Raw genomic sequence first — 20,826 nt, forward strand, 5'->3', positions numbered from 1 at the left:
AGCGCGTTGTGATGCAGGATATTTTCGCGCGCGCTTTCCGTGAGCACGCCGAGCGCCCGCTTCACCTCGCCGACCACGCCCGGATAGATGCAGTCGAAATGCGGATAGTCGGAGCCCCACAGCACGTTGCGCTCGAAGCCAAGATCGATCATCGCCTTCAGCGTGCGCTCATCCGGTTCCATCGAGATGTAGCATCGCTCGGCGAAATACTCGCTCGGTTTCTTCTTGAGCCACGGCACGTAGCTGCCCATCTTTTCGTAATGCCCGTCCATCCGATCGAGCCAGTAGCCGAGCCATCCGATTCCCGACTCGAGAAATCCGATCGTCAGTTTCGGAAAGCGCGCCAGCACCCCGCCGCAGATCACGTCCATGCAGGCGGCCTGCTGTTCGAACGGATGACACACCATGTGGAAGAAGAACGGGTCGTGATAGCGATCTGAGCCCATCGTCGGCATCTTCGTGCCGAAGCTGCTATGCACCGCGACCGGGATGTTGAGATTTTCGGCCTCGCGCCAGAACGGATCGTAGGCGGGGTCGTTCAGGCGGCGGCCGTTGAACGGATTGGGCCTGACGAACACCGCCTTGAAGTTCAGATCCCCGACCGCGCGGCGCATCTCGCGCACCGCTTCATCGACGTCCTGCATCGGCATCGGCGCGACGCCGTATAGCCGCTTCGAATACGGCTTGCAGAAATCCGCGAGCCAGTTGTTGTAGGCGCGGCAGGCGGCCGCCGCGAGTTTCGGATCGGTCAAGTCGCCGTACAGCAGGTAGATCGACGGATACAGCACCGCGACGTCGATCCCTTCCTCGTCCATCACCTTGATCCGCGCGTGCGGATCGGAACCGCCGGCCGGCAGGTCGTCCCACTTGATTTTGCGCGCGCGTTCGAGATCGGAAAGTCCGCCCGGCATCATCGAAGCGGCGACCGGCAACGACGGCCTGCTCCGATTCTCGCCGTTGATCCAAAGCTCGTCGCTGCCCGCCTGATTGCGCCGAATCTGGATCATGCGATCGCGAAACTCCGGCTCGACGTATTCTTCCCAAAGCGCGCGCGGCTCGACGATATGTCCGTCGGCATCGATTATTCGGCTCATAGCGATTGCATCCTCCGGCTGACGCACATAAGTCGAATCAACGACCCGCGCGAGGCAATTGTCAAGGACGCCGCGAGGCGCGCGCGGCGATCCATTCCTCGCGTAGCACCGCATATTGGTATTCATCGCACCAACTGCCCTTGAACCACCTGTTCTGGATGAAGTGGCCTTCCTGGCGCATCCCGAGGCGCTTCATCAGCGCGATCGATCGGATATTGCGGCAATCCGTCGTCGCGATAACGCGATTCAGTCCAAGCGAATCGAAGCCGTAGTCGATTACCGTGCGAGCCGCCTCGGTCGCGAGACCGGCGCCCTGGTATGCGCGTGAAAAGGTGTAGCCGATCTCGGCGATTCCGCGCGCCGCCCTGATCACCAACAGCGCGCAATCGCCGGCCAGCACGCCGCTGTCCTTGATCTCCGCCGCAAACTGGAACCATCGCCCCGGAATCCCCGGCCGCGCGCGGCTCTGGCGTGCGATGAAATCCTCGGCCTCTTTGCGCGAAAACGAAACCCACGCCTGGTAGCGCGCCACGTCCGGATCGTTTCGATACGCCATCAGCGCTTCGAGATCGCTCTGGCGAAACCGCCGCAGAATCAGGCGCGGAGTTTCAAGCTGTCTGAATCGCGGGATGATCAAGGTTGTTCTCAGCGACGATTCGACGCGCAGTCGAGCATCATCGATGCGGCCGGCATCGCGCAACTCCGGACACGGGATCCTTGATCTTCGTCGCTGCCAGACGATCCTGCACCCTCACCTGCCTCATCGCGTTCGCGACAGTCGGCTTCTTCTCCCCCAACTAAGCGGGCGAGGTAAAGCAAAGAGCGGCCCGCGATCCTGACGAGCGACGACGGCTCTCACGCGGAATCTCACTTGAAGGCCGAGCCGATCACGCGGAACGGAAACCTGATCACGCTCCCGAGCGCGTCGGCGCTGGTGGAGAGCACGCCTTCCGATCCGCGCTGCGATTCGGCGCCGGGCGGCGGCTTCGGTGCGCTCGACGGCTCCGACGAATCAGAGGTGCTTGACGCATACGGCGGAGGATTCCCGCCCGTCACCTCCGTCGTCGTGACGCATCCCGACGCGCAAAAGATCGCGCATAGAACAATCGCCGCTCGCATCGTTGCCCGTTCGACTATCATCTTGATGTCACGGCCGCCTGCGCTTTGGTTCGCCCGCGACACGGCAACTTGAATGCCGTCGGCGCATCTGGGATTGCTGGATTGCGACTCAGCCGCCGAATCGAACTGCCGAGGGACTTCACGATGCACAAGATACGTTTACTCTCCGTCCTCATTGTCGCCGCGATCGTCATTTCAATTTGGGCGATGAGCGCAGCCGCGAGCGACGAGATCGGCAGCATCGTCAGCGTCAGTGGCGACGCGAAGATCGGGCGCGGTGGCGCGACTCTCAACGCGACGAGCGGGATGCCGATACGGGTGCACGATCAACTCAGTACCTCGCCCGACGGGAGCCTGACGCTCGGATTTCCCGACGGCACTTCGCTCTCGCTCGCGGGCGCCACGGCCATCTCGATCGACGACAGCAGCGCGGTCGATGGCAAGCCGGCGCCGAGCCGCGTCACCCTGCTGCGCGGCAAGCTTCACACCAACGTGCCCGACAAAACAACGGGCGCGACGCACACGATCGAAATCGACACGCCCGACGTCCGCGCGGTCGCGCCGGCTGCCGAGCATTGATGCGGCTTCACGCGCGCATCTGCTCGCCGGGAATCCAAATCGAGTGGAAGCCGGTCGGCACGCGCTGCGGAATCTGCACGCGCGCGATCGGACCCGCCGCGAAATTTTTCGCGTCGATAATGATCACTTCGCCGCGGTGCTGCGCGTTCGCATCGGCGACGAAGGTCACGACGTAGCCATCGTCCTCGTCGTTTGTATCGTCCTGGGCGCCGACTCGCGGCGCGAACGGCGCCTCATTTGAAGTGCGCCCCTCGCCGAACAGGTAGCTCTCCGAAGTCCCGCGCACCGTGTCGTATTTCACCAATCCTTCATAATGTGGCACGCGTGAGTTGTAGGCGTAGCGCGATTTGCGGCCCATCTTGTGGCGATTGATCGTCGGCCATTCGGTTTTCGCGTCGTCGAGTTGCTCTTCCTTGACTGCGCCGGTCGCGAGATTGAACCGCCATCGCCAGAGTTGCGCCTCGAGCCTGAGAAACGCGCGCATCCGCGCTAGTTCACCTTCGCCGCGCTTCGCATTGGGCTCGCCCTGGATTACGCGGCACGCGTCCATCACGAATTCGTCGCCCTCCTCCCACGAATTCACGACGTGGTAGATGTAGCAGGGCGACGCCTCGAACCATTTCACGTCGGCGTTGAGGCCGTAGCGCGGGATGATTCCGAAGCGGCTCGGCAACTCGGGATAGTACGTGACCTTGTGGACGTTGCGCTCGAGCAATTGCGGATCCCAGAAGAGCGGCAGATCCATCAGCAGCGAGTAATTTTCGGTGAAGGCCATGTCATGCGGCAGCCGCGAGCCGGGCAGATCGATATCGACGTGATGTCGTAGTTCGCCGGTGCGCGACACGACGTTGTAGGTCATGTACGGCGGCTTGGTCGCGTAGTCGAAGAACAGCAGCTCACCGCTCACTGGATCGACCTTGGCGTGCGCCGAGACCGCGCGCGCGAGCTTGCCGCCGAAGCGCTCGACGCCGAGCGTCTCGAGCGTGCGCGGATCGAGCTTGTACGGCAGGCCGCATTGATACCACAGCGCGAGCGCGTAGCCGTTGTGAAAAACGATGTCAGTGTTGGCGGTGTCCTTGAGCCATCCGTCGGAGCCGGCGCCGCGCGGAACCGCGGGATCGGGACGATCCATCAGGCCGGGCCAGATCGATCGATGGGCCTGCTGCTCGGCGGCGAAACCTTCGGTCTGAATCCAGCGGTTGCGATAAGTCGCCTTGCCGTCGTGGAACTCGATCCCGTGGACCATCCCGTCGCCGTCGAACCAATGGTAGCGGCCGCGCGGCCGATGGACGGGATTCGGGCCGTTGCGGAGATATGCGCCGTCGAGGTCTTTGGGAATCTCGCCGATTACGGTCAGATCGCTGGCGGTGATTTCAGTCGCGATCGGAGCGAACACGCCGCGCAGAAACGGATTCTCGCCGGGATCGATCTGAATCGGAATTTCGCGCTCGATTTTCACCATGATGACTCCGCACCTCGGCGCCTGATCGTCGAATTCAAGCTATCACGCTCGCCCGCGGTCCGACAAAGTTGGCGCTCGCAAGCACATCCAATGTTGGAATGCTGCTTACACCTCCGTCATCGCTCTTTTCTGTCTCCCGTAACGAAGCGGGCGAGGCATTGGGCGACCCCGGCAGCCTGCGCTCAAGATGACGGAATGAGGCAGCGTTCGCGTCAGAATGACAAGGACGGTGCGAAATGACACGGAAGAGAAAAACACTCAGCCGCAAGGACGCAAGCTGACTTGCCAAACCACGATCAATCCTTCTCCTTTTCGGGGCTCATATTCAAAAATGGAATCGGCGCCTGCCCCGTCATGTATTGCGGGAGCTTGCCGTCCCAGGTCTGGATCGCGCGGTACTGATTGAGCTTGGGCGTAATACTGATCGCGAGTTGCGTGTTCGCCTTCGCCTGCGCGTCGGCCTTGAGCAGCGTCGATTGCGCATCGCCCCTCGCGGCTTCGATTGCGGCGGTGGCCTCGCCCTGCGCCGTCGCGATTTTGGCTTTCGCGATACCGTCCGCCTCGGCGACGCGCTGCCGCGCCTCCGCTTCGATCTGCGCGACCTTGTTCTGCGCCGTGATTGCGTCCTGCGTCTGCTGAATCGCGCGCGTGATCGACTCGGCGATCTCGGGCGGGATGCGCGGCCGCCCGCCGATCGATACGTAGTCGAGCAGGATACCCTTCTCGATCAGTTCTCCGTCGAGGCGTTTTTTCACCGCCGCCGTCAGATCGCCGTTCCTGGCGCCGACGATGTCCATGATTTTGAGCCGCGGGCCCTCGTGCACGAAAGCATCGCGAACGCGCGCCCGGACATAGGTTTCGGCGATCACGTCGGGATCCTGGCGAAACGCCAGATAGATCGACGGCACCTTGTCCGCCTGATACGTGAACGCGACAGATACATCGGCGTTCACGACCGAACCTTCGAGCGAGGTGAACGTGATGCTCTCGTCGCGATGCTCGGTCGCGTTCCAGGTGTAAGTCTGCAGAAAAGTCGGGAAGACCTCGATCTCCTCGGTCCACGGGTTATACCAGACGCGGCCCGTCACGATCGGCAAATCCTGCACGCCGCGAAACTTGCCGTACATCTTGATCCGGATGCCCTCGTAGCCGGGCGGCACTTTGGTGCATCCGATGCATCCCTGGATGCAGGCGATCGCGAGCAGCACCGCGATGAACTTGAAGTAGCGCGCCACGTTGAGTCCGATTCGCACCATCAGCACGAGTCCTACGGCAAGCGTGCCCAGCAGGATCGACGCGCCCAGCATCACGGCGGTGCCGCTCTGCCGACTGATGAGGTCGGCGCCGACCGTCGTCAGGTAGATGCAGACCACTATCAAGGCCGCGAGTTTGAGGCCCTGCCACACGCTGAATTGAACGTCCCTTTCGAGCTTGATTCCTTCCATGTCCCCGTTTCCTTTCTCGGTACGTCAGCCAGTCCTTTGTACCTATTCCACCGCGATGAGAAATATCACCATCGCGATTCCCGCCAGCACCAGCATCGAGGCCACCGCGACCGCCACGTATGACGGTCTGCCGACGAATGAATCACCGCGCTTGAAACTGTTCACCAACTGGATATGACGCAGCGCCGCCGACGCATTGACGATCACGCCGACCAACACCAGCCCGGTTCCCGCCCAGAGCGAGAAACCGTAGGACTTGATCGCGGCATCGTGGCTGATCAACGCCATCTGGCGGAGGAAAAGACCGAAGCGGGCGACCACGAAGCCGAAGCCCATCAGGGCCAGGCCGGTGCGAATCCAGGCGAGAAAGGTGCGCTCGGCGGCAAAGTAAACCCGCGGGTCTCGCTCGATTTCCGCCATCAGGCCAGCCTGCGCGGTTGAGCCCGATTGTTCAAGCCGCCAAGTTCGCGGCAAATCGCGAGGCGACGGGCAGGCTGATTCCGGACGCGATCGCGCGCCTGCGAAAGGTGTGATGCTTCCGCAAGCGCGCGAAGTTCTTCGGACGGAGGACTGTTACTGCTACGGCGCCAATTCGCCGGGCGCCGCGGCCAGCGGAACGATTTGCGCGAGGCTGCACTGAATCAGCGCGCGAATCTTGTTATCGATCTGGAAGAAGCGCGTGACTTTCACCTGCGGAAGCACGGCGCGGAACTTCGGCACAAATTCTTTTTGCACGTCCAGGCGCGACTGCGTGATATCGATCACTTCGTCGAGTTTTTTGGCGGCATCCGCCTCGCTGAGATTGGTGTAGTTCTTCGCGAACGCCTTGAGCTCCGCGATATGGCGATCTTCGATCTTGTCCATCTTGCCTTCGTAGGTATCATAGATCGGCCAAAATGCGGTCGCCTCGGCCGGCGTCAGATTCATGTTCGCGCCGACGGTCGCTTTGCGGCTCGCGCGTGCCGCCGCCATATCGAGTTGGCGCTGAGTGGTGGCGCCCGGCTGCGCAAGTGCCGAGGTGCTGAATCCGATCGCGCATGCGAGTACCGTGGCGGCCGCGAATCCGCCGAGACGATTCATAAATGTCATTTCGTTCTCCGAAAAATTCCAAGGGTAAAGTTCGCAGGATGCTCCATGATCGCGGGATAAGAGTCAAGCGAGGCGCCAATTCCGGATGCGCTGAGTAGCATCAACGTGAGTTAGGCAAACTCAAGGTTACCTAGGAGGCATTTAGCGTGTTAGGCGCGTTTTATTTTTCCATTCGCGGCTCTGAGCACTTGATTTGCCTTTCGCGGAGAAGCTATGAAAGTACCTTCATAGGTCGAGCGGCGACGAATTAATATTCGCGGAGTATTTGAGGTGCCAGTCGCGGAACCTCACCAGAAACGGAGGAGAGCATGAATTCGAAAGTACGTGGGATGATTGTGGGAGTTAGCCTGGCGCTCGCATTCGCGGCGATTGCGCCCTCGGTGCAGGCTCAGCCGGCCCCGCCGCCAGCAGCGGCCGCGAGCGGTGGCGCTGCGGTTCGCGCAGGCTACTTGACCTGTCATGTGTCGGCGGGATGGGGTTTTATTTTCGGCTCGTCGCGCAAACTCAATTGCTCGTATGCGATGCAGCCGGGATACACCGAATACTACACCGGCTCGATCACCAAGTTCGGCGCTGACATCGGCTATCTGTCGTCGGGCGTGATCCTGTGGGCGGTCATGGCCCCGACCACGAATCTCGGCCAGGGCGCGTTGGCAGGCCATTACGGCGGCGCGACGGCGAGCGCAGCAGTCGGAGTTGGCGCTGGCGCGAACGTGCTGGTCGGCGGCTTCAATAGCTCGGTAGCGCTGCAGCCGGTATCGATCGAAGGACAGAACGGATTGAACGTAGCGGCGGGCGTCGCCGAGATGACCCTGGTGTTCAACAAAGAGAAGCCGGCCAAGAGCACTCCGTGACGATCCGGGCCGCGGTCTTCGGGATCGCGGGCCGTGACGATGCTTGGGGGGGCGCGACGTAGCATCGCGAGCCTCGAAGGCAAAGCTGTGTATATCAGGGGCGGGAGCTGTCTCCCGCCTCTACTTTTTCCGGGAAGCGGCTTGCGGGCACCATGAAGCCGGGAAAAAGCATCGTATCCGGAAAAATCTGCCCAGATCGTCTCCAACCGAGAGTTATGCCGATTTTTAGGGAATTTTTGACGATTTTTCGCTCCTGAACCAGCCGGTGATCTGCAATTTTTACTCGATACGCGGTTGCGTAAGTTAAAAATTGGTTACGCTCAACACAACACCACGAAAATGCTCCAAAATCCGTTAAAGCCCCAAGTGGCTTGAATTCTGCTTCATTCTCCTAGCCCTTCCTTCGCGGAAGTGGGGGTCAGGTGTACCTTGACCGTGAATTCTTTCGCCTCAAACCAGTTTAAGAAAAGCCGCAACATCCATGGGAAAGCCCTGCATTTCCGCAGGTCTTGAAAAGGAGTCGCCAAAATGGAATTGAAGCGAACCTCCTCCGCTGGCAAGGCCGAGTCAAGTCCCTCGAAAAACGGCGCTGCGCATCTGAACGAGAGCCAAGAACTGGGCGAACTCCTCGAGGCTCTGACCTCAGCCGGCGGCGGCGACTTCTCGGTGCGATTGCCGGTCAAAAAGGGCAAGCGTCGCGGCGTCATGGTGGAAATCGCCAGAAAATTCAATGAGGTCGTCGAGCGCAACGAAGCGCTCGCCACCGAGATCACGCGCGTCGAGCGCACGGTCACTCGCGAGGGATTGATGACCGAGCGCGCGTCTATCAAGGGTGCGACCGGCGGCTGGTCCTCGATTATCGATTCGATCAACCTGCTGATCGGCGGCCTCGCGCAGCCGACCACCGAAGTAGTCCGCGTTATCAGCGCCGTCGCCCAAGGCGACCTCTCACAGAAGATGGCGCTGCAAATCGATGGCCAGCCGGTCAAGGGCGAGTTCCTCCGAATCGGCATGACCGTCAATGCGATGATCGATCAGTTGAGTTCGTTCGCCGACGAAGTCACCCGCGTCGCGAAGGAAGTCGGCACCGAAGGGAAACTCGGCGGCCAGGCCGACGTCAAAGGCGTGTCGGGCGTCTGGAAGGACCTCAGCGACAACGTCAATCAGCTCGCCGGTAACCTGACTGCCCAGGTCAGAGCTATCTCCGACCAGTCCGAATTCCTCGCCAACATGTCGCACGAGTTGCGCACGCCGCTTAACAGTCTGCTGGTGCTGGCCAAGGTGTTGAGCGACAACAAGGATGCCAATCTCACCCCGAAGCAGCTCGAATATGCGAGCACGATCTACAGCTCCGGCGGCGACTTGCTGAAGCTGATCAACGAAGTGCTCGACCTGTCCAAGGTGGAAGCGGGCAAGATGCAGCTCGAAATCGGCGAGATCATGGTTTCCGATCTGACCGAGTCGCTCAGGCGGAACTTCGAGACCCTGGCCGAGGAAAAGGGCCTGGTCTTTTCGACCGAGATCGCCACTGGAATTCCGAAGACGCTTAAAACCGATCCACAGCGGCTCGAACAAATTCTGAAAAACCTGCTCGCCAACGCGTTCAAGTTCACCGAACAGGGTTCGGTCAAGCTGCGGGTCGAATCCGCCAATCCCGATACCCGGTTCGAGAATGACCTGCTGCATAATGCGGAAGAGGTAATCGCGTTCTCGGTGATCGATAGCGGGATCGGAATTCCGAAGAACAAGCAGAAACTGATCTTCGAGGCATTCCAGCAGGCCGACGGCAGCACCAGCCGCAAGTACGGCGGCACCGGGCTTGGACTCTCGATCAGCCGCGAAATTGCGCGTGTGCTGGGCGGGGAAATCCAGGTCGAAAGCACGCCGCAGAGCGGCAGCACCTTCACGCTCTACTCGCCGGTGCGCTATCAGCTAGCCGACGCCGCGGCGAGAGCTACGCGTCTCCGCGCTTCGGAAACGCTCAGCCCGGCGCGGCTTGCGGGCCCGGTCGCACAGCCGCAAATCGGACGCTTGCAGGATTTCGTGGAGAACCCGGAGATGCCGGAATCGATGACGGGCAAGAAGGTGCTCATCGTGGACGATGATCTCCGCAACATCTTTGCGATCAAGACGCTGCTCGAAGGCCATCGGATGCAGGTGCTGCACGCCGACAACGGCCTCGACGGCATCGAGATCATCGAACGCAATCCGGATATCGATGTCGTGCTGATGGACATCATGATGCCGGAACTCGACGGCTACGAGACCATCAAGATCATCCGCAAGGATCCGAAAAAGCGCTGGCTGCCGGTGATCGCGGTCACGGCGAAGGCATTAAAAGAGGATCGCGAGCGATGCCTCGAAGCGGGCGCGTCCGACTACCTCGCCAAGCCGGTGGACGAGAATCAGTTGATCGAACTGCTCAGGGTCTGGACCGGTCAGCAGCAGGTGTCGCTCAACGCGTAACTATTCGGCGGCGGCGGATGAAGCGGTAGTAAACTATGCAGGTTCGAAAGTCCCAAATGGAAACTCCCAGCGGCATTCCGGATACCCTGGCGCCGGATAACTCGCAGGCGAAGGTTCTGCTGGTTGATGATCGGGCGGCGAACCTGCTCGCGCTCGAGGCGATCCTGAGCCCGCTTGGCGTGGGCCTGGTCAAGGCGCAATCGGGCCGCCAGGCGCTCGAGCTGGTCGAGAAGGAAGAGTTCGCATTGATCCTGATGGACGTGCGGATGCCGGAGATGGACGGGCTCAAGACGGTCGAGCGTATCGCGCGGATTCGCGGCTCGGCGGCGCGCATCCCGATCATCTTCCTCACTGCGGCCGGCGTTGAGGGTGGCGAAACCCGCGACGCATACACGCGGGGCGCGGTCGATTTTCTGCAGAAGCCGTTCGACCCCGACATCCTGCGCTCCAAAGTGTCGGTATTCGTCGATCTATATCTGAAGGAACAGACTATTCGGCATCAGGCCGCGCTGCTGCATAAACGCGAGATCGAGCGATTCCAGCGCCGCAACGAACTGAGATTTCGCGCGCTCACCGATGCGATGCCGCAATGCGTATGGGTCGCGCGTTCGAACGGCGCAATTTACTATTGCAATCAGCGCGGAATTGACTATGCGGCCGTCGTCACCGGACCCGACATGTTCGAACGAATAGTGCATCCCGATGAACGCGAAGCGGCGATGGCTGAATGGCGTGAAGCGCGCGAGCAGCGGCGGCCATTCGAGCTGAAGGTACGCCTGCGGCGCGCCGACGGCGAGTATTTGTGGCATCTATGGCGCGGGGAACCGGATTTCAGCGAAACCGACGAGCTCGTCGGATGGATCACCACCGCGACTGACATCGATCGCGAGCAAAGAGCGCTCGAGCGCGCCGCAACGCTCGGCCGCGTCAAGGACGAGTTTCTCGCGACGGTATCGCACGAATTGCGCAATCCGCTGAATGCGATCATGGGCTGGTCGCATCTGCTGCGCTCGGGCAACCTCGACGAGCCTCGCCGCGCCAAGGCGATCGAAACGATCGAGCGCAACGCGCGCCTGCAGACCGCGCTGGTCGATGACATGCTCGATCTGTCGCGGATCGTGCGCGGCAAGGTCGCCCTCAGCTTCAAGTCGGTGTCGATTGGGTCGATCGTCGAGGCGGCCGTGTCCGCGATACGCCCGACCGCCGACGCGAAAAATATATTGCTCGAAGTTCAGAACGAAGCAATCGACGATATAGTCAATGCCGATCCGGATCGATTACAACAAGTAATCTGGAACTTGCTATCGAACGCAATCAAGTTTACTCCACGCGGCGGCCGCGTCCGAATCTCAGTCACGCGGATGCGCAATGAACTATCGATCGAAGTGAGCGATACCGGGCGCGGCATCGAGCCGGAATTTCTGCCGTTCGTGTTCGAACCATTTCGGCAGGGCGACAGCTCCACGACGCGCTCGCAATCGGGCCTCGGACTCGGGCTCGCGATCGTGCGGCAACTGGTGGAGCTTCATTGCGGCCAGGTGCGCGCCGAAAGCGACGGCGACGGGCGCGGTGCGCGCTTCATCGTCACGCTGCCTTTGCCGGAGATACCGAGCGTGACTGGAACTGCGGCTTCGAACCGCAACGTCGATCCCGCTGAGCAATCATTGGAAGGCCGCAAGGTACTGGTCGTCGACGATGAGACCGATTCGCGAACGCTGCTCGCCGAGTTGCTCGAGCTCCACGGGATGCAGGTGATTACCGCCGGCTCCGCCGACGAAGCGATCGCGGCGATGGATGCCTCGGTTCCGGACCTGGTGCTGAGCGATATCGGGATGCCGATCAAGGACGGTTACACGCTGATGGAAAAGATCCGGCGGCGGCCCGCGGAACGCGGCGGCAAGGTGCTCGCATCGGCGCTCACCGGCTACGGCAGCGAGGCCGATCGTGAACGCGCGCACAAGGCCGGCTTTCAATCGGTGATTGTGAAGCCATTCGACGCCGACGAGATCGTCGCACACATCCGCAATCTCTTAAACTCGCACGCGAACTAACTTGTCCTTCCTTCGCCGCCGCGAGTCTCTGTGCGCAAAAAACGGCACATCACTTGCTCAAGTATGGTCGATGAAGCATCCGCTCTACTACGAAGATGCAAACAAGGAGAATCGCATGATGCGTTATGGAATAGCCTGGCTGCTAGGCGTACCAGTCTCGGTGCTCGTGCTGTGGTACGTCGTATCGCACGTCCTGTAGAACTCCCTGCCTCATCGCATGAGGCGCGCTCGATCGAGGGTCGGCGCGCGACTCGACCGCTCAATCCGCAGAAGCCTCGTCAGCGAAAGCTGGCGGGGCTTTTCTTTATGCGACGCGAAGGATGAAGGTGCAAGCGATCGCGATACGGCGCGAGCGCACGGCGGCGAATCCCGCAAAATCCTGGTTCGGCTAACGGAGAGTATGATTCAGACGATCGTAGGAAGTCGATTTCGTGCGTTTAACGAGGTTCAGGAGCTGTTCCTTAGGGAATAAACGCTCCGAGCGGGCGCGGGAACTGGCCGGTCGTCGCGGCGGGGAGCATGGTCAGCCGCGCCCGCGGGAGCAAAAGTCCTGAGCTAGAATCTTCTCGCGTGCGGGTTTTCGTTCCTCTCCTGAAGGAAAGTTTCTGTTCCGGCGATCCTCGTCTCGTGAGCCAAGGCACCCTCGCGCGAACGCCACAGGCTGTGGTTGCGCGCGATGCAATCGCAGTCACCGTGTCGATCCCATCGGGTTCCCGAAGGATCCCATGCGCAAAGGCTGACCTTCGATACCATCGACAGTTGCCATTCGCGCTCGCCACCGAGTTCATTGACGAGCATGTGTACCATGGGCTTCGGTCTCCAGTAAGTTTTTTGGCGACGCTGGTTGGGGCCATAGCTGCGAGCGCATTTTAGAGTCCTGCCAGCATCAGCAGATTTTGTGCCAAAGTGTCAAAGTCGATTCCTTAGTCGCACGATACGGATTCTTCTTCATATTCCCGCGATTTTTTTACTCGCCCCTAACAACGAGCGGTTGCCCGATTCGATCGGAAAAGTATGTAATCGGGGAAAAAATTCCTGTCTTTTTTTCCGAATCGAATCGCGGACGCGCGACGAATCGCTCGAGGATGTGCGGCTGCTTGCGAATTGCGCCGATTCGTACTTGAGCGGGCTTCAGTTTGTGCTGATGGGACAGCCGGAACTACTCGATCGGCTCGCGGCGCCAAACCTCCGCCAGATCCGCGAACGAATCAGCGCGAAGGCGACGCTGGTCGCGCTCAGCCCGGCCGAGAGTATCGAGTACGTCGAATGCCGGCTGGCGGCTCGCAACGGAAAAATCAATCGGATCTTCGAGCACGACGCGTTGCTGCGGATCGTCGCTGCGAGCGCGGGAATTCCGCGACGCCTCAACGTGCTCTGCCGCAATGCGTTGCTGGTTGCGTACTCGGAAGGTGCGAAGAAAGTCGAGTCGCGCATGGCCGACGAGGTGATCAAGGACTTCGAGAGCATCTACTTGACGGCCAAGCTTGCCGTGCAGACCGCGAGCAAGGATGCTCCGATTCTGCTGGAAGACGTCGTAGACATCGCGCCGAGCGAGAATCCGCGGCCCGAAAAAGTTCAAACCGGGCGTTTGGGTTCTTTATCTTCGGGTTGATTGCGATTAGTTCGTTGGTGCGCTCGACAGAGCCGAGATAGCGGAACAGGAGTTAACCGGTGGGCAAGTACAGCGAAACAATGAAACGGATGACGCCGCGGGCGGACGAGTTCATGCCGCCGCCGCTGCGGCCTGTATTCGGCGATCCGCGGCATCTTGACCTTCTGCGGCGCAGCTATCCGGCCCTCGAAGTCGCAATCGCGCTGCCCGACGCGTCGCTCGAAGAGCAGGCGCAGATGGTGGCGTTCGCGATCGAAATTGGCGCCGGCGTCGTGGTTTGCGATCTCAGCGCGGATCTCGAAAACTCCAACCTGTCGCTGATTTCGCGGCTCTCCGCTCCGGGAACTCGCCTGGCCCTGATTGCCGCTCTCGCCGCCGTTGATTACGCCGGCGGCCGCGACGGATCGGTGCGGACAAACTGGCAGCCGGTCATGATCTTCCCCTACGAGAAGGATTCGCCCGCGAAGGTCGAGTCGTTCGATCCCGATCCGCAGGCGACGCTTCCGTCCGACGCGCGAAGCGATAGGCCCCTCGTTCTTCGACCGGATTCTCAATTTCGCCGGGGAAAAGTCGCTGCGTCCGATGTCGCTCGAAAACATCGCGCAGGAAATGCCGGCCGCCTAGCGTCCCGCCGCTGCCGCCGCGAATCCGCTCAATTGCTGAGCTTCACCGCGAGCGCAGACGCCTTGCGCGCGTAGCCGAAAGCGATTGTCGAGTTCTTCAAGCCGATTCAGCACGTTCCTTCCCGAGGTATTTTCCGAGCCGGTTGTACAGCGTCTTTAAACTGATGCCGAGAATTTCGGCCGCCCGCACTTTGTTGCCGTCGGTGAACTCAAGCGTCCTGAAGATGAACTCGCGCTCGAGATCGTCGAGCGAGTCGCCGATCCTGAGTTCGAAGTGCGGCCCTTTGCGATTCACCCGCCGCACGTCGGCCGGCAAATCCGCCGCCGTGATCAGCGGACCGCGCGCAACGATCGTCGCGCGTTCGATCACGTTGCGCAGTTGGCGGACGTTGCCGGGCCATCGATGCCCGCGCAGGATTTCCAGGCTTTCATTATCGACGCCGGTAACGCTCTTGCCGTTGGCCGCGGCGAACTGCCGGATGAATATCTCGACCAGCGCCGAAATGTCCTCGAGTCGATCGCGCAGCGGCGGCAGCTCGATCGTGAACACGTTCAGCCGATAGTAGAGATCCTCGCGCAGCCGGCCGAGCCGCGTTGCTTCCGCCAGATTCCGATTCGACGCCGCAAGCAGCCGCACGTCCAGCGCGATCTCGACCGTGCCGCCGAGCCGCCTGAGTTTCTGATCCTCGATCACGCGCAGCAGCTTCGCCTGCAGCTCGACTCGCATCTCGGTGATTTCGTCGAGCAGCAGCGTGCCGCGATTCGCCATCTCGAAGCATCCCTCGCGCCGCCGCTCCGCGCCGGTAAACGCCCCGCGCTCGTGCCCAAGCAACTCGCTCTCCATCAACGTCTCGGGCAGCGCCGCGCAGTTCACCGCTACATACGGACCGTTGCGGCGCGACGAAAGTTCATGGATCGTGCGCGCCACCAATTCCTTGCCGGTGCCGCTTTCGCCGACGATCAGCACCGACGCTGAACTCGGCGCGACTTCCTCGATCGTGCGCATCACCCGGCGGATCGCGAGCGATTGCCCCACGATTGGCCCGAGCTCGCCGCACTCGATCAGTTGTCTGCGCAGCCGCTGATTCTCTTCCGCGGTATTGATGTGATCCGAGAGATGATTCAGCAGCACGCACAGATGCGCCGGATCGATCGGCTTGCGCAAGTGGTCGTACGCCCCGAGCTTGATCGTCTGCACCGCATCGGGGAAGTCCCCTTCGCCGGAGATCACAATCGTCGCGATTCTGAGTCCCAGCTCGTGCAGATCGCGCAGGACGGTGATTCCGTCCTTGCCGGGAAGCTTGAGATCGAGCAGCAGGATATGAGGATCGAAATTCTGCACCGCCTCGACGACCTGCATGCCGTCATCGACGGTTTGAACCTTGAATCCCCAGGTTCCGATCAGCTCCCGCCAGGCTTCCCGCGTAGTCTTGTCGTCTTCGGCGACGAGTATCCGTAGTTCATTCGCCATGGGGCAAGGCGTGGCTCATTCGGTGAACGACGCGCGGCCTTGATGAGTTGTTGCGGGCGCGAATTGGAGGGCGATTCAAGTCACATGTATGACCGCTGGCGGAGAAGAAAAAGTTTGCAGGATCCATCTATCTGCCCGATGGCGCTTTCTTTCAGTTCAGCAATCGCTATGCCATCCAAAACCCTTGTCGCCCAGTGATTTTGTATTCCCGACAAGGAAACCTTGTAACTTCTTCTGCCCCGTAAAATAGACACACAGCGCCGAAGACAGCACATCACCGAGTTTTGCCGATTACTCAGTCGATGGCCCGAAGATTGCCCAATATCATTACTAACTTCGCACTACTTCGCCGGAGAATGACTAATGAAACTTCGAACTAGTATATTTTACGCGACTTGCTTTCTGGCGAGCGCCCTCCCCGCTTTCGCTCAGGACGCCGCCTCGCCCGAGATGCCGCCCAGCATGGGCATCATCGCCTGGATCATGGTGGGTCTGATCGGCGGATTCCTCGCGAGCAAAGTGGTGAATCGCACCGGCGAGGGCCTGCTCCGCGACATCCTGCTCGGTATCGTCGGCGCTTTTGTCGGTGGCCTGATCTTCCGCGCGATAGGCTCAGCCGGCGTGACCGGATTCAATCTGTGGAGCATCCTGGTCGCCTTCGTCGGCGCCGTGGTGTTCCTGATCCTGTATCACGCGATGTTCGGCAGACCGCGCACGCGCACCGTCTAGCGCGGAGACTTCACGGCGGGCCGGCGACGGCATTGGATTCAACTCCGACGCCGTCGCCGCTTGCATCCAGCGAAACGATCCGGAATTTTTTTACTTCCAGACTTCGTTTGCGATTTGAACGACCAGCCGCAGCTTTGCTTTTTGATCCTCCGCGGTCAGAGGATTTCCGCCCGCGGTGCTCGCGAAGCCGCATTGCGGTGAAATTCCCAAGCTGTCGAGCGCCGCGAATTTCGCCGCCTCATCGATTCTCCGCCGCAGTTCATCCTTGTGTTCGAGAACGGGCGTCTTCGAACTGATCAGTCCGAGACGAACGAACTTGTCCTTCGGCATGAAGCGCAACGGCGAGAAATCTCCCGCGCGGGCCGAATCGTATTCGAGGAAAAAACCGTCCACCTTGAGATCGCTGAACAGGCGCTCTGCGATCGCTTCGTAGCCGCCCTGCGCCATCCAGCGCCCGCGCAGATTGCCGCGGCATAGATGCATCCCGATTGTCATGCCGGGCGGGCGCGCTTCGAGGATCGCATTCATCGCGTCGATATAGAGCCCGAGCAATCGTTGCGGGTCCTCGCCATGCTCGCGAACTTTGGCGCGGACGTTCTCGTCGCAGAGCATGGCTTGCGGCACCTCGTCGAATTGCACGTAGGATGCTCCGGCCGCGCCCAACTCGGACAGTTCTTCGCGGTAGATTCGAACGAGGTCCGACCAGAATAGATCGAGCTCGGGATAGACTTTTCGATCCGCGCATTCGTTCAGCCGGAAAAAATGCAGAAAGCTCGGCGCCGGCATCGTCACTTTGGGCGTGCGATTGGTGTGCTGCCGGACGAACCTGAATTCCTCCAGCGTGATTGCGCGCGGCCTCGTCACGCGGCCCTTCGCGAAACACGTATCCCAGCGCTGCGAATTGCCCGCGCTGTCGCGGAACTCGAAGATCGATTGCGCGCTGCCAAGCCCCTCGAGCGCGCTGACAAACCCGGTTGACCACGCGACGCGGCGAAACTCGCCGTCGGTGATCGTCTCGAGCCCGACCTCCTCCTGCATCCGGATCGCATCCACGATGCATCGTTCGAGGATTTCGCGAAACCTAAGCTCGTCGATTTCGCCCCGGCTGCGCGCGCCAAAAGCGTCCTTGAGCTCGCGCGGCCGGAGCAGGCTGCCGATATGCTCGGCGCGAAACGGCGGATTGATTTTCATTGCCGTTTCTTCGCACTTGCCGCGATTCGCTTCAAGTAGCGACGCGAAGGCGCCGCGGCGTATCGCGCATCATGCGCACCGCAAATCGCGCCGATGACTTTCGCGATCAGGCCGGCTTGCGCGCGGCATCCAGCGCCGCCTGCAGCTTCGACTCGTCGTCGTGCGAGAGCGAAGTCTTCAGCACGCGGCCACCGCTTCCCTGCAGCTGTTCCAGCACCTTGTCCGCCGTCATTTTTCTGACCAGCACGAACAGCGCCGACGTGCCCGGCTTCAGCGTGCTCGCCAGTTCCTTCATGAAATCGTCGTTGATCCCGACGTCGCTGAGCGCTCCGCCTGCGGCGCCGCCCGCCGCGCCAAGTGCGAAGCCCAGGAAAGGACTCAGGAAGATCAGCCCGATCAGCGCGCCCCAGAACCCGCCGCTGATCGCGCCCGCCACCGTGAGATTGTGAATCTGATGCAGCTTCACTTCGCCGCTCGAATTCCTGGTCGCGACCACCGCGTCTTCCAGGTCCACCAGATACGATTGCTGCATCTTCACCAGCCGCAGCCGAATTTCCTCGGCCTTGTGTTCATCATCGTACGCAACAACGATTAAATCGCTCATATGATTTTTCCCTTTCGATTGATTTTGAAAATTGCGCAGCGAACTCTTCTACTTACTATCTGATCGAACCTGATAGATAGCGTCTCGATCGATTCGCCTCGGCACTTAACTCGTGAGCATCCGATGCGCCGGCGCCAGCATCGCGTCGATCGCGAGACCGTGCGGGCAAGCGCCCGCGCACGGCTTTGCATCGCAGGTGAGGCACGCCGCGGCATTGCTCGCGAGCATCGCGTATTCAGTGCGCGCGAGGCGCATGTCGCGATAATCATGCGCATACATTCGCGTGCGCAGCACTTCGGAAATCTCGACTCCGTACGGGCACGACGACTCGCACTGGTTGCATCCGTGCTTGCAATAGCCGCCACCGTTCAGGCTCGCATACCGATTCAGCAGCGGCAGATCGGCCGCCGCAGTCGCGCGATATCCCGACGCGCCGAGATACTCGTCGATCATGTGATCGCTCGTCATCGACACGATCAGCGCGTCCACGTTGGCGTTGCTGAGCACCCAGCGAAATGCCGCCTGCGAAAACGTCGCGCCGCCCGATTCGTACTTGCGCATGTCGTTCAGCCGCGCGCCCATCAGGGTTTTCATCGTGACGACGCCGACGCCTTTGCTCTTGGCCTTCGCGATCACGCGCGGCAAATCGGGCTGCAGCGCGACGAAATCGAAATTGTGGAACAGATGCTGGTAGAAGCGCGGATCCTGGCCGAAGTTGTACGCACAGAGGATCACGTCAACGCGCCCGTGGTCGATCGCGTAGTCCAGGCACTCGATCAGATTGCCCGCATGACCCGACATCCCGGTGAAGCGGATTTTCCCCTGCTTGCGCGCCTGCTCGGTGAACTCGTACCACTCGGGATTTTTCAGCCGCTCGAGATTGTTCACCGCATGGTTGAAGTACACGTCGATATGATCGGTTTGCAGGCGCCTGAGACTCCCTTCGAGCGCCGCCATCATCGCGTCGCGCTTGTCGTCGGGGCCGGCGATAATCTTGGAAGTCAGATAAACCTTGTCGCGCTTGCCGCGAAGCGCGTTGCCGATCACCGTCTCCGATTCGCCGTCCGTGTAGCTCTCGGCCGAGTCAAAGTAATTGATTCCCGCGTCGAACGCGTGCTGCACCAGATTTTCCTGCCCAGCATTGAGACGGCTGCTGCCGAACGAAATATCTGAAATCTTGAGGCCGGTGCGTCCGAGCGTCGCATAGCGCTGGACATGAGGAGCAGCCTCGATCGCGGCGTCAGCCGCGCCCGCGATCGGCAGCAGCGATACGCCGACCCCCGCGAGCATTCCGCGTTTCAGGAATTCGCGCCGTCCGATTCGATCCTCGAAACGTGTGCGCTTCATGGTTCGCACCTCCGAATTGAGTCTGCGCTCTGGATCCAAATCCGCAAGGACTATTTTTGCACTACTTCGCGATGCTTTGCGAAAGGTCTGTCGCTCGCGATCGCACGGAGCGCGGCAGAAATTGCCAAGGATTCAGTCCAAGCGTATAGTCCCGCTCGTTCGCGCAACCTGGACATCTTCAACTTACTTCCGGCGGAGGGTATTATGAGGGGCATCGTTTGTAGAATTGTCGTCGCTGCATCGTTACTTCTGCTCTTTACCGGAGAACGCGCAGGAGGCAGTGCATTCGCCACTTCCGGATTCTCCAATAAGAGCTTCAAAGGCAGTTACGCGGTCGGCTTCAGCGGCACGGACTTGACGGTTGGTCCGATCGCGGGGACCGGAATACTGATCGCCGACGGCAAGGGCAATCTGACCGGCACCGAAACGATCAAGGACGGTCCGATTGTCTGCACCGAAAGCTTTAGCGGGACTTACGGAATCAACCCCGATGGAACCGGAACGGGTTCAGTAACCGTAACCAGCACTCCCGACGGCGGAATTTGCGCCTCATCGATCGGTAACGTCATCACGTTTAGCCTGGTGCTGAGCGGCAACGGTTCATCGAATCAGATCAAACTCTCGGAGACGAATCCCAATTACGTGATCCTTGGAAGCGGCGAAAGACAATAGTTTGGACGTGCGCCCTGGATCCGACGAAGCGGATCAGGGCTTCTGGGGGGCCCAGCATCGGCGTCTTGTCCAACCCCTCCGCGCGAGAGCCAACGTCGAAAATACCGATACGGTCAGCCGGTTATTTTATCAGCACCGGATTGCCGCGGGTAGTGTCGCGAAGTTGGTGGAAAAGAAAAAAAGCGTCATGATCCGGCGAGTTGAGCCACAACTCGCGCCCGCTTGGCGGCGGGTGCCGGAGGATGACGCTATGGAGAGCGATAGCAGGAGTGGCGGGGAAGGGAAAGCAACGCTCGAGGCGCTGATGCGGGAGCGGATTCGGGCCACCATCGAGACCATCGTCGATGAAGAACTGGGGGCTGCGCTGGGAGCAGCGCGGTCGCAGCGAGTGGGCGAGGTTCGGGCTGGATACCGGCAC

Annotated in this window: 20 protein-coding genes and 1 pseudogene; 10 read left to right on the forward strand and 11 right to left on the reverse strand. The window is 60.6% G+C overall.

Features of this window, described 5'->3' with window-relative positions; genetic code table 11:
• The 3 genes from Q7S58_RS05820 to Q7S58_RS05830 all read right to left on the reverse strand — a co-directional run.
• On the reverse strand, positions 1 to 1,094 hold a 1,094-nt coding region (locus Q7S58_RS05820), incomplete at its 3' end, for an amidohydrolase family protein (RefSeq protein WP_304821892.1).
• 61 nt (positions 1,095 to 1,155) lie between these two features.
• Positions 1,156 to 1,731, reverse strand: coding sequence for a GNAT family N-acetyltransferase (locus tag Q7S58_RS05825; RefSeq protein ID WP_304821894.1), 576 nt, complete (start codon positions 1,729 to 1,731; stop codon positions 1,156 to 1,158).
• 230 nt (positions 1,732 to 1,961) lie between these two features.
• Positions 1,962 to 2,213, reverse strand: coding sequence for a hypothetical protein (locus Q7S58_RS05830; protein ID WP_304821896.1), 252 nt, complete (start codon positions 2,211 to 2,213; stop codon positions 1,962 to 1,964).
• 144 nt (positions 2,214 to 2,357) lie between these two features.
• Here Q7S58_RS05830 and Q7S58_RS05835 point away from each other — a divergent pair, with 144 nt between their 5' ends.
• The gene (locus Q7S58_RS05835; protein ID WP_304821899.1) at positions 2,358 to 2,792 is read left to right on the forward strand and encodes a FecR domain-containing protein; all 435 of its coding nucleotides are present in this window, start codon (positions 2,358 to 2,360) and stop codon (positions 2,790 to 2,792) included.
• A 7-nt stretch (positions 2,793 to 2,799) separates the two neighbouring features.
• On the opposite strand, the gene Q7S58_RS05840 is transcribed toward Q7S58_RS05835, so the two are convergent.
• From Q7S58_RS05840 to Q7S58_RS05855, 4 genes are all read right to left on the reverse strand, one after another.
• Entirely contained in the window at positions 2,800 to 4,254 is a 1,455-nt protein-coding gene (locus tag Q7S58_RS05840) for a carotenoid oxygenase family protein (protein WP_304821902.1), read from the reverse strand.
• Between the two features lie 296 nt (positions 4,255 to 4,550).
• Entirely contained in the window at positions 4,551 to 5,699 is a 1,149-nt protein-coding gene (locus Q7S58_RS05845) for an SPFH domain-containing protein (protein WP_304821905.1), read from the reverse strand.
• 42 nt (positions 5,700 to 5,741) lie between these two features.
• The gene (locus Q7S58_RS05850) at positions 5,742 to 6,119 is read right to left on the reverse strand and encodes a YidH family protein (RefSeq protein WP_304821908.1); all 378 of its coding nucleotides are present in this window, start codon (positions 6,117 to 6,119) and stop codon (positions 5,742 to 5,744) included.
• 159 nt (positions 6,120 to 6,278) lie between these two features.
• On the reverse strand, positions 6,279 to 6,788 hold the full coding sequence (locus tag Q7S58_RS05855; protein WP_304821911.1) for a hypothetical protein: 510 nt from the start codon (positions 6,786 to 6,788) through the stop codon (positions 6,279 to 6,281).
• Between the two features lie 308 nt (positions 6,789 to 7,096).
• Between Q7S58_RS05855 and Q7S58_RS05860 the strand changes: the two genes are divergently transcribed.
• The 6 genes from Q7S58_RS05860 to Q7S58_RS05885 all read left to right on the forward strand — a co-directional run bounded on the left by Q7S58_RS05860 (position 7,097) and on the right by Q7S58_RS05885 (position 14,469).
• On the forward strand, positions 7,097 to 7,642 hold the full coding sequence (locus tag Q7S58_RS05860; protein ID WP_304821914.1) for a DUF992 domain-containing protein: 546 nt from the start codon (positions 7,097 to 7,099) through the stop codon (positions 7,640 to 7,642).
• A 528-nt stretch (positions 7,643 to 8,170) separates the two neighbouring features.
• On the forward strand, positions 8,171 to 10,108 hold the full coding sequence (locus tag Q7S58_RS05865; RefSeq protein ID WP_304821917.1) for a response regulator: 1,938 nt from the start codon (positions 8,171 to 8,173) through the stop codon (positions 10,106 to 10,108).
• A 56-nt stretch (positions 10,109 to 10,164) separates the two neighbouring features.
• Positions 10,165 to 12,159, forward strand: a complete 1,995-nt coding sequence (locus Q7S58_RS05870; protein ID WP_304821920.1) for a response regulator — start codon at positions 10,165 to 10,167, stop codon at positions 12,157 to 12,159.
• 70 nt (positions 12,160 to 12,229) lie between these two features.
• Entirely contained in the window at positions 12,230 to 12,358 is a 129-nt protein-coding gene (locus Q7S58_RS05875) for a hypothetical protein (RefSeq protein ID WP_304821923.1), read from the forward strand.
• 888 nt (positions 12,359 to 13,246) lie between these two features.
• Positions 13,247 to 13,771, forward strand: coding sequence for an ExeA family protein (locus Q7S58_RS05880; RefSeq protein WP_304821926.1), 525 nt, complete (start codon positions 13,247 to 13,249; stop codon positions 13,769 to 13,771).
• 236 nt (positions 13,772 to 14,007) lie between these two features.
• The gene (locus Q7S58_RS05885; protein ID WP_304821929.1) at positions 14,008 to 14,469 is read left to right on the forward strand and encodes a hypothetical protein; all 462 of its coding nucleotides are present in this window, start codon (positions 14,008 to 14,010) and stop codon (positions 14,467 to 14,469) included.
• A 22-nt stretch (positions 14,470 to 14,491) separates the two neighbouring features.
• On the opposite strand, the gene Q7S58_RS05890 is transcribed toward Q7S58_RS05885, so the two are convergent.
• A complete protein-coding gene (locus Q7S58_RS05890; protein ID WP_304821932.1) occupies positions 14,492 to 15,865 on the reverse strand; it encodes a sigma-54 dependent transcriptional regulator in 1,374 nt (457 codons plus the stop codon).
• A 462-nt stretch (positions 15,866 to 16,327) separates the two neighbouring features.
• Between Q7S58_RS05890 and Q7S58_RS05895 the strand changes: the two genes are divergently transcribed.
• Entirely contained in the window at positions 16,328 to 16,594 is a 267-nt protein-coding gene (locus tag Q7S58_RS05895) for a GlsB/YeaQ/YmgE family stress response membrane protein (protein WP_370655461.1), read from the forward strand.
• A gap of 90 nt (positions 16,595 to 16,684) precedes the next feature.
• On the opposite strand, the gene Q7S58_RS05900 is transcribed toward Q7S58_RS05895, so the two are convergent.
• From Q7S58_RS05900 to Q7S58_RS05910, 3 genes are all read right to left on the reverse strand, one after another.
• Complete coding sequence (locus tag Q7S58_RS05900) at positions 16,685 to 17,785, reverse strand: 5-methyltetrahydropteroyltriglutamate--homocysteine S-methyltransferase (RefSeq protein ID WP_304821938.1); 1,101 nt, start codon at positions 17,783 to 17,785, stop codon at positions 16,685 to 16,687.
• 106 nt (positions 17,786 to 17,891) lie between these two features.
• On the reverse strand, positions 17,892 to 18,389 hold the full coding sequence (locus Q7S58_RS05905; protein WP_304821940.1) for a DUF1269 domain-containing protein: 498 nt from the start codon (positions 18,387 to 18,389) through the stop codon (positions 17,892 to 17,894).
• A gap of 105 nt (positions 18,390 to 18,494) precedes the next feature.
• Positions 18,495 to 19,736 carry an aldo/keto reductase gene (locus tag Q7S58_RS05910; RefSeq protein ID WP_304821943.1) on the reverse strand — a complete coding sequence of 414 codons (1,242 nt, stop codon included), beginning with the start codon at positions 19,734 to 19,736 and terminating at the stop codon, positions 18,495 to 18,497.
• Positions 19,737 to 19,940: 204 nt separating this feature from the next.
• Here Q7S58_RS05910 and Q7S58_RS05915 point away from each other — a divergent pair, with 204 nt between their 5' ends.
• Both Q7S58_RS05915 and Q7S58_RS05920 read left to right on the forward strand, forming a co-directional pair.
• A complete protein-coding gene (locus tag Q7S58_RS05915) occupies positions 19,941 to 20,408 on the forward strand; it encodes a hypothetical protein (protein ID WP_304821947.1) in 468 nt (155 codons plus the stop codon).
• Positions 20,386 to 20,826: pseudogene (locus Q7S58_RS05920) on the forward strand (hypothetical protein); the annotation flags it as partial. The gene Q7S58_RS05915 and the pseudogene Q7S58_RS05920, both read left to right, overlap by 23 nt.

Source organism: Candidatus Binatus sp., assembly GCF_030646925.1.
Lineage (GTDB): Bacteria > Desulfobacterota > Binatia > Binatales > Binataceae > Binatus.

Excerpts from the sequence above, each read along its gene's own strand:
- Q7S58_RS05830 (WP_304821896.1), bottom strand. The coding sequence starts at position 2,213 with ATGCGAGCGGCGATTGTTCTATGCGCGATCTTTTGCGCGTCGGGATGC.
- Q7S58_RS05835 (WP_304821899.1), top strand. The coding sequence starts at position 2,358 with ATGCACAAGATACGTTTACTCTCCGTCCTCATTGTCGCCGCGATCGTC.
- Q7S58_RS05840 (WP_304821902.1), bottom strand. The coding sequence starts at position 4,254 with ATGGTGAAAATCGAGCGCGAAATTCCGATTCAGATCGATCCCGGCGAG.
- Q7S58_RS05845 (WP_304821905.1), bottom strand. The coding sequence starts at position 5,699 with ATGGAAGGAATCAAGCTCGAAAGGGACGTTCAATTCAGCGTGTGGCAG.
- Q7S58_RS05850 (WP_304821908.1), bottom strand. The coding sequence starts at position 6,119 with ATGGCGGAAATCGAGCGAGACCCGCGGGTTTACTTTGCCGCCGAGCGC.
- Q7S58_RS05855 (WP_304821911.1), bottom strand. The coding sequence starts at position 6,788 with ATGACATTTATGAATCGTCTCGGCGGATTCGCGGCCGCCACGGTACTC.
- Q7S58_RS05860 (WP_304821914.1), top strand. The coding sequence starts at position 7,097 with ATGAATTCGAAAGTACGTGGGATGATTGTGGGAGTTAGCCTGGCGCTC.
- Q7S58_RS05865 (WP_304821917.1), top strand. The coding sequence starts at position 8,171 with ATGGAATTGAAGCGAACCTCCTCCGCTGGCAAGGCCGAGTCAAGTCCC.
- Q7S58_RS05870 (WP_304821920.1), top strand. The coding sequence starts at position 10,165 with ATGGAAACTCCCAGCGGCATTCCGGATACCCTGGCGCCGGATAACTCG.
- Q7S58_RS05875 (WP_304821923.1), top strand. The coding sequence starts at position 12,230 with ATGAAGCATCCGCTCTACTACGAAGATGCAAACAAGGAGAATCGCATG.
- Q7S58_RS05885 (WP_304821929.1), top strand. The coding sequence starts at position 14,008 with ATGGTGGCGTTCGCGATCGAAATTGGCGCCGGCGTCGTGGTTTGCGAT.
- Q7S58_RS05890 (WP_304821932.1), bottom strand. The coding sequence starts at position 15,865 with ATGGCGAATGAACTACGGATACTCGTCGCCGAAGACGACAAGACTACG.
- Q7S58_RS05895 (WP_370655461.1), top strand. The coding sequence starts at position 16,328 with ATGGGCATCATCGCCTGGATCATGGTGGGTCTGATCGGCGGATTCCTC.
- Q7S58_RS05900 (WP_304821938.1), bottom strand. The coding sequence starts at position 17,785 with ATGAAAATCAATCCGCCGTTTCGCGCCGAGCATATCGGCAGCCTGCTC.
- Q7S58_RS05905 (WP_304821940.1), bottom strand. The coding sequence starts at position 18,389 with ATGAGCGATTTAATCGTTGTTGCGTACGATGATGAACACAAGGCCGAG.
- Q7S58_RS05910 (WP_304821943.1), bottom strand. The coding sequence starts at position 19,736 with ATGAAGCGCACACGTTTCGAGGATCGAATCGGACGGCGCGAATTCCTG.
- Q7S58_RS05915 (WP_304821947.1), top strand. The coding sequence starts at position 19,941 with ATGAGGGGCATCGTTTGTAGAATTGTCGTCGCTGCATCGTTACTTCTG.